Source organism: Micromonospora sp. NPDC049139 (genome assembly GCF_055586845.1).
In genome coordinates, this window is record NZ_JBVJHK010000049.1 from 1 (window position 1) to 7,519 (window position 7,519).

General features: G+C 70.1%; 6 protein-coding genes. 1 reads left to right on the forward strand and 5 read right to left on the reverse strand.

What is annotated here, in order from left to right; genetic code table 11:
* Positions 1-130: 130 nt before the first annotated feature.
* Complete coding sequence (locus tag ACZ6Q9_RS34030) at positions 131-1,027, forward strand: phosphotransferase (RefSeq protein WP_396831395.1); 897 nt, start codon at positions 131-133, stop codon at positions 1,025-1,027.
* 245 nt (positions 1,028-1,272) lie between these two features.
* Here ACZ6Q9_RS34030 and ACZ6Q9_RS34035 read toward each other — a convergent pair whose 3' ends face one another.
* From ACZ6Q9_RS34035 to ACZ6Q9_RS34055, 5 genes are all read right to left on the reverse strand, one after another.
* Positions 1,273-1,887, reverse strand: coding sequence for an NUDIX hydrolase (locus tag ACZ6Q9_RS34035; RefSeq protein ID WP_396831396.1), 615 nt, complete (start codon positions 1,885-1,887; stop codon positions 1,273-1,275).
* Positions 1,860-2,105, reverse strand: coding sequence for a hypothetical protein (locus tag ACZ6Q9_RS34040; RefSeq protein WP_396831397.1), 246 nt, complete (start codon positions 2,103-2,105; stop codon positions 1,860-1,862). Before ACZ6Q9_RS34040 ends, ACZ6Q9_RS34035 begins: the two co-directional genes overlap by 28 nt.
* Before the next feature lie 228 nt (positions 2,106-2,333).
* Positions 2,334-3,179, reverse strand: coding sequence for a hypothetical protein (locus tag ACZ6Q9_RS34045; protein WP_396831398.1), 846 nt, complete (start codon positions 3,177-3,179; stop codon positions 2,334-2,336).
* A gap of 254 nt (positions 3,180-3,433) precedes the next feature.
* The gene (locus ACZ6Q9_RS34050) at positions 3,434-4,687 is read right to left on the reverse strand and encodes a DUF2637 domain-containing protein (RefSeq protein WP_396831399.1); all 1,254 of its coding nucleotides are present in this window, start codon (positions 4,685-4,687) and stop codon (positions 3,434-3,436) included.
* A complete protein-coding gene (locus tag ACZ6Q9_RS34055; RefSeq protein ID WP_396831400.1) occupies positions 4,684-7,383 on the reverse strand; it encodes a BTAD domain-containing putative transcriptional regulator in 2,700 nt (899 codons plus the stop codon). The genes ACZ6Q9_RS34050 and ACZ6Q9_RS34055 overlap by 4 nt, the downstream gene beginning before the upstream one ends.
* Positions 7,384-7,519: the final 136 nt, after the last annotated feature.

The window sequence follows — 7,519 nt, forward strand, 5'->3', positions numbered from 1 at the left end:
ACCCCCCGGATCATGCGTACGACAGGGGCAGTAAGTCATACCAGGCCGGGCGACCGAGCAGTCCCCGGCTGGGGACGATCAAAAAGGTAACGGGGCGAAGATCCGCAGCATTTCCTGCGACCATTCGACCATGGGGCCGACTTCCTGGGACGACACTCGTTCCTCGTCATCTGTCGTGCCGACTGGGGTCAGGCTGGCCGCGGTCGCGCTGGGGTTGGCAGAGGAACCGCTCGCTGCGTTCGGCGGCGCCACCGGGTCCACCTGGGCCTGTGGCGAGGGAGTGCTGCGCATCGGTGATGCAGAGGACCTGCGCCGCGAGATGTTGGTCATGCAGGCCGCCGCCCACGCCGTGCCCGTACCCGAAGTGTTGGCAATGAAAGAGTTCGTTGACGACCAGGAACAGCCAGCAGCAGCTCTGCTCCTGACGCTGCTACCGGGGCGTCCCGCCGGTGACTTCGCTGGTCTGTCGCCAGCCCGGGTCCGCCGGTGGGGCGAGGTTTGCGGGCGCGTGCATGCCGCCCTGGCCAAGGTGTCGCCGCCACCGGGGCTACGCGCCGCACCGGCCGTTCCGGTGTCGCAGGCGGGCATGGCGCCGTGCCTGCTCCACCTGGACCTGCACCCGCTCAACGTGCTCGTCAACGAGGCAGGGGACGTCAGCGGCGTCCTGGACTGGACCAACGCGGCAGCGGGGCCGGAGGTGCTGGACCGGGCCCGCACCTGGTCGATCCTCACCCTCGACCCTGCGATCATGCCGCTTCACGACGAGCCACGCTGCGCGGCGCTGCTTGAGGGCTGGACTCACACCGCTAACTTCGCGCGGCTGCCCCCGTCGGCCCGTGCATGGGCTTGCCGGTTCATGCTCGACGATCTCGCCGCACGGTACCCCGCCTCTCGCCTCGATCACATACGGCGATGCCTCACCGAGAACGACGACGGCGGCACCTGCGAGCTCGTCGACCGAGTTGCCGTACCCGGACGCCGGTCCGCGGGACCAGCTGGCGCAACGTGCGCAGGGCACGAAGCGTGAGATCAGGCGATCCTGGCTGCCAGGCCCGATGAGCCGTACGCCCATCGGCACGTCCGGATGCATGCACCCGTGAGCCGATTACCTTGCGTGACGAGCGCTTCGCAGCAGATCCGGTAAACGACAGAGATCGAGAACGGTTCGGGAGGCGAACACGCTGTAGTCCGTCCGCGGGGCTCGTCGCCGCGGTCCAGCAAGGTCTCGGGGCATCTTGGTCATCAGCAGGACAGGGACGTGGCAAATGTCCTTCACCCGTTGGGGTAGGTGACAACCGGCTCCGCTTCCGGATCGGAATACGCCCAATGGGCGCCCGGCTGAGCCTGACGGGTGAGGACCGCAACTGACGGCTCCGACAGCGGCCGGTAGGGCAACTCATGAAGCAAGCGGCTTGCTTCTTCGACGGGGAACCAGCGGGCCTCCTGAACCAGACCATCTGGGTCGCGGACGTGCAGGGTCGGATCCACCACGTCGACGGTGAAGTTCCACACCCGGCTGACGGTGACTGCTCCGGTCACCGCCGCCGTGCCATGAAGAACGAGGTCCGCGGTTGCGACCACCAGACCTGCCTCCTCTGCCAACTCTCGGCAGGCGCCCTCAAACGGCGTCTCGTGGTCCTCGATCCGCCCGCTCGGGATGTTCCAGTAGGGGCCGCCCCACCGTGGGTACTCCTCGTACACGAGAACGACTTTGTCGTCGTGACGTGCGAGAACGCCGGCGTACCGGGACCGACTCATGCTTGGCACGGGGCCATTCAACCTCACCTCAGCACCGCGCACGGGCACGGGCACGGGCACGGGCACGTCACAGCTTTCACTATCTGCGGCATGTCCGTGTATCACTCGAACGCGTTGATCTCTCTCCATGCAGCATCGACAACCGAGCTATATGCGTCAAACCCAAGCTCGGGGATCAGGCCATCGAGCGACGCGAGCAGGCGAGATACCACCTCGGTCTCCGCAGGATCGCGCGCCGGGAGAACACCATCGAAGTCCGCGAACGAGATGACCTCTCGGATCGCGATGGCCTCGGCATAGGTCATGGAGAAGCTGACCTTGCCCGTGTCATCGAGTTCTGCGTGCACCCGGGACATCGTGCAGCATGCACGCTCATCGGCAAGACCGAGCGTTCCGATGGTTTCGGCAGATTCGACCTACCCAGCACCATGGCTCCTGCGACCCGCCGATGTGAACGCAGCGCTTCATCACCCGATGGTTGGCACCTCGATCGCAGCGCGGTGAGACGACGGCCCTTCGAGAGCTGTGGCTGAGCCCGAAGCAAATGGCACTGCTCGACGCCCATCGATCAGGGTTCAGCGCGTCTCGCTGCCGGCCGTGCTGAGCCTCGCGCAGGCCAGCACGGTCAGGGCCGCTCCGAGTAGCAGCGCCGCGACGGCGAACGCGGTCTCGACGTCGGGCCCGGTCTCGACGGCCACGGACACACTGATGCCCGCCTGGTAGAACGCGTCGCTGTCGCGCGGCTCCGGCCGACTCCGCCAGGCATTGTCCGCCGCGAGCCAGGCCGCCGTAGCCAGCACCGTGGCGCCCACCGCCGCGATTGAGGGCGCGGTCCCATGGCGGCGGACCGCACGGCCCATGACCCAGGCATACCCGCCGAGCACGAGCAACGCCGTCACGGCCACATTGGTGACGGAGCCGAGCAGGGCGGTCAGCCCCGACGGAACGAGGGCGAGAAACACCAGGGTGACCAGCGTGAACACACCCACCACCGGCACGGCACGGCCGATCCGGCGCAGTCGCTCCCGTGGCAGCCGCGCAATAGCGGCGCCGAGGCAGACGCAGACCAGGATCAGACAGCTAGCCACGGCTAGCTGCCGCAGGAACTGCGTCCGCTGCCACCCCGGGTCGGTCACCAGCCCGATCAGCTCGCTTGCGCTCGGTGGGGCCTCGGCGAATGGCGAGGCCGCCCATCCCCACAACTCCACGACGCCCGCGAGGGTGAGTAGGAGCAGGCCGCCCTGCAGTAGCAGGCGCGTCGACCGGGGCACGGCGGAACTGGTCACCGCGGGGTCGACGGCGAGAACGCCCAGCACCACGACACCGCCGACACCGGCCGTCCAGGGGGATCCGAACAGTGCGCCTACGACCGCGAGCAGCGCCGCCCCGAGGAGCAGCAGGAGCGGCTTCGCTGAAGGCATCCGCACAGGGTAGACGGGCGAATCCCGGACTCGGCGCCCGCGGCTGGACCCGACCCGATCTTCCAGATGCCGCATAGCGATAGCTAATCCAACGCACTGGCATCGACAGAAGCGGATACGCCATGCGGTCGAGGCCGGCTCACTGGTAACGGATCGTCACGACTGCTGGCCGCGCGTTCCTGTGGGTCTCGTTGAATCCGCCGGCCGGCTCGCGGACGGTTGAAGGCGTGAACGGGCCCCGGCTCGTCTCATCGTCAATCTGCACGACGCTGTGCACGCTCAGCTGCACCTGGGGCCCTTACGCCTACAGGTGACCGTTGACGTGCGGCGTGCTGCCGTGGCGGTGGCGGCCAGTGCCGACGGACGGTGCGCTCGGACCGGCCGATCCGCACCGCGATCTGGGCGGGGCGGAGGGCGGGGTCTCGGCGGTGCCAGTACGCCACTGCGGCGGCAGTGCCCGAAGGCACGTCGTGGTCTTCCAGCGCCCTATCTGAGGCCACCGGGGGCTGTCCGTCGGCGCCGTCGTTGTCGTCGGGTGGTGTCCGCAAGGCGACGGCTGGCGACGTGGGTGCGATGTCGGGGGTCGGGCCGTCGTGCGGGCTGCCACGCCAGCGCAGGCGCGTTGGTTCGACGTCCGGGTGGGGTGCGGGGGTTTCCTGGCCGGAAAGGTCGTGTGCTGCGTGACCTTGCCAGCATCGTTCTTCCGCCGGTGCAACGGATGGTGATGCCTGGACGGCAACGGCCTTATCAGGTGCTTCTCTCGTTGAGACCGGGTCGGCTAGACGTGCGCGTCGGTGGAGCCCGGCGGTGATAACGGGCTGGGGATGTGCGCCTGCGGCTGTGAGCTCCGTGGCCCCGGCGCGGTCTTGGACGTGGTGGGTTATTGGGGCAGGGGCATCTGGGCGTGCGGTGGTGGGCGCCGCAGCGGCGGTCGGCGTCTCTGAGTGCGGCCGCTGCGCCGCAGTCGAGTCGTCGGCGACTGTCGCTGCGGCTGGCAGGGTCGTGGATGCAGCGGCCAGTGTGGTGTCGGGCAGAGCGACAGGCGTAGGTGCGATGGCGCGAATTCTGCCGGTGATCTCGACGAGGCTGACGCTGGCGACGATGACGAGGCCGTCTACAGATATGGGCAGCAGGTAGGCGGCACCGGCGTCGGTTTCGCCGTAGCGGGCGGCAACCCCGACCAGGTGCCAGTAGGAGACCCAGGTGGCGATGGCGGCGATGACGGCGGTCGCGGTGATGCGGATGACGCCGAGGGAGCGGCGGTGGTGGGGGACGCGGGAGATCAGCTCGACGGTGAGCAGCAGGGCCAGGGGTGGCCATGCGGCGATGATTTGGCTGATGGGGTTGGGTCGGGCGTGCAGGACGTTGGCGGCGACGGAGGCGGCGACGCCGAGGGTGAGGGTGGCGCGCACGGCCCACCGCAGTCGGCGCAGCTGTTCCCCTGTCATGGCGGTGTCGGTGGCGGGTGTGGCCTTGCTGGCCGGTGAGGTGTGGGGGTTCGGGTTCATGCGGACGTTCCGTTGTCGGAGGGCCGTGGGCTGCGGGGACCGCGTCGGGGCTGGCGCAGGTCGGCGATGAGACGGTCGGCTAGGGCGAGGGTGTCGTCGGCGGGTTCGGCGTCGATCTCGGCGAGGCGTCGGGTCAGGGTGCGGCGCAGCGCGCGGATGGTGTCGAGGTGACCGAGGCGGGCGTGGGCGCGCATCGCTGTCTGGTACAGCGTTTCGGCGTAGGGGTGCTGGTTGATGGCGGTGTCGAGGACGGCGATCTGCTGGTCGGGGTGGGAGGCGAGTTCCTCGACGAGGGCGGCGGCGGCGTCGAGGGCTTCGCGCTGCACGGCCTGGCGGTGGGGTTCCAGCCATTCGTAGTCGCAGCCTTCGGCGAGGGGGCGGTAGCTGGCAACGGCGCGGCGCAGCGCCTCGATTCGGTCTGCTGGGGTGGTGGCGGCGTCCGCGGCGCGGATGGCGGCGCGCATGCGCCACAGGTCGATGTCGAAGCGGTCGTGGTTGAGTTGGTAGCGGTGGTGGGGGTGGGTGAGGTAGGTGCCGGGGCCGGCGTTGTGTCGCAGTACGGCCCGCAGGTCTGAGACGTAGGTGTGCAGCCGGTGCAGGGCTTTGCTGGCGGGGGCGTCGGGCAGCAGGTCGTCGAGGATCGCCTCGGCTGAGGCGCTGCCGTCGCGCACTGCCAGGTAAACCAGCAGTTCCAGCGACTTCGCGCGCGGCTTGCGCTGCGGGTCGGCGCCGGCGATGGCGGGTGGTCCGAGCACGGCCACTTCGACCCGGCCTTGCTGCGGCGCTGGCGGTGGCGCCTGCTCGCCGTCGCGGCGGGCTGAGCCGGAGCATGCCGGGTCCGTAGCGGCGGAGGGTTGGCCGGTGGCGTGGGAGGTGTCGGGGTTTGTCGAGGCGGCGTCGCCACTAGCCGGGACGTTGTCCGTTGCCTGGGTGGTCGTGTCGGCGGCGGTGGGGGTGTCCGCGGTGGCGCTGTCAGCGTCGGGGCCGGCGGTGTCGGTCGTGGTGCCGGTCCCCGCCTGCGCGCCTGGTCTGTCGCGGCTTGTCTCGTCTCGGGTGGCGGTGTCGCAGGGGGTGTCCTCGGTGGGTTCGCTGGTCGTTCGCGGCGTCGTCCGCGGGTGGTCCTGGGGTGCGGGCGGGTTGGCGCTCTGGAGTGGTGGGGGCGCGTGGGTGGGGTCGGCTTCGGTGGGGGCTGGCGCGGGCTGCTGGCCGGTGTGGGATTCGGACAGGGTCGCCAGGAGGTCGATGGTCTCGGTGGGGTTGAGCACGGTGAGGCGGCCGAGGTCGGCGGGGTGGTGGCCGTGCCGGGGGTCGCTGTCGGCGGGGGTGGTCGCGCCGTCGGTGGCGATGTCGATGGTGTTGCCTTCGGGCCACGCTCCGAGGAGCACGCCGTGGATGTCCAGGCGTTGGCCTTGGGTGAGCGCGGCGGCGATGCGGGCGCGCTGGTGGCGTTCGGTGGCGTCGGCGAGCAGCATGATCGGTGCGAGGGGTTTTTCGCCGGGGTCGGCGACGCGAAGGTCGGTGATGGTGTCGGCTTCGTGCTGGTAGAGCAGTCGGGTGCGGCGCATCGCCTGCGCTTCGAGGAGTTGCAGGGCGTCGTCGAGGTTGCCGGTGATGGTCAGCCTCGGGGTGGAGGGCAGGGTGATGGTGTCGGCGCCTAGCAGGGTTGCTGCGGTCGCCGATGGCATCACCACCTGGGTGCGCTCGTCGGGGTGGTCGGTGTGGCCTGCGGCTAGGGCGGCGACCAGGAAGCCGCGGGCGGCGGCTTGCGCGCCGGGTCCGGTCAGGCCCAGCCCGGCTGGTGGCCACACCGCTGACAGCGGGTGCGTCAGTGCTGGTGCCACCGGCAGTGAGCGACTGGCAGGGCCGTCGGGGCTGTTGTGGTGCCGGTCGTCGTCGGCGCTGGTGTTGGTAACGCCCGGAGCGTTGGGGTCGTCGAGGCCGCCGCCAGGGTGTGTGTGGCTTTGGTCAGTGAGGTCGTCGTCGGTGGCGTGCGGAGTGTCGTGGTCTGGCGTGTGTGGCTGGGCGGTGGCGTGGCGCAGGCTGCGGCGGATCTGCCCGACCACGCGGGGCATGGGCGTCAGGTCCGGATCCTCGTGGCGGGGCCGCGGCGATGGGGTGCGGGGTACGTAGCGGCGTTGCCGGTGTAGCCAGACCAGTGCGACGGCGGCGGCGATGGCCAGAGCGAGGCCGACGTCGACCCAGCTGCCGCTGGGCAGGGAGATCCCACGCTTGCGGCCGGTGCTGGGCTGGCTGGTCGGGCTGTGGCTTGTGGTCACGTCGTCGGCAGGGTTGCTGGGTGTCGGTGCGGCGGTGCTGCCGCCGTCGGGTGCCGCCGTCGTCGTGTGGCTGGGTGCGGGGGTGTGTGGCTGGCTTGGCGTGGCCGGCCCCGGGGAGGGCGTGATGTCGCGGGGCGGTGGGGCTTTTGGTGTTTCCGCCTCTGGGGGTTTGGGCGTTGAGGGTTTGGGGCGGGGCCGGTGACCGGGCGGTGGGGTGGCGTCGGCGGGCAGGTCGAGGGTCCAGCCGGGGTGGATGACGTTCGGGTTGCGCAGGGTGCCGCCAACGTCGGGAAAGCGGGTGCCGCGGTTGAGGGCGAAGATGTCGCGCCAGCGGTTGGCGTCGCCGAGCCACTGCTCGGCGATTTCGGACAGGGTGTCGCCGCGTTCGACGGTGTGGGTGTATTCCCGGTCGGCTGCCACGAGCGTCAGTGCGCGATCGTCGTTCGCCTCTTGGCTGGGCAGGCTAAGGGACGTCTCGTAACCGGGTGAAGGCGTTGCCTGGGACGGGGTCGGCGGTCAGCCGGCGAGGATGATGTTGTGGAGGTTGGCGATGCCG

Coding starts and splice junctions, on each gene's coding strand:
- ACZ6Q9_RS34030 (WP_396831395.1), top strand. CDS start 131: ATGGGGCCGACTTCCTGGGACGACACTCGTTCCTCGTCATCTGTCGTG.
- ACZ6Q9_RS34035 (WP_396831396.1), bottom strand. CDS start 1,887: ATGGAGAGAGATCAACGCGTTCGAGTGATACACGGACATGCCGCAGAT.
- ACZ6Q9_RS34045 (WP_396831398.1), bottom strand. CDS start 3,179: ATGCCTTCAGCGAAGCCGCTCCTGCTGCTCCTCGGGGCGGCGCTGCTC.
- ACZ6Q9_RS34050 (WP_396831399.1), bottom strand. CDS start 4,687: ATGAACCCGAACCCCCACACCTCACCGGCCAGCAAGGCCACACCCGCC.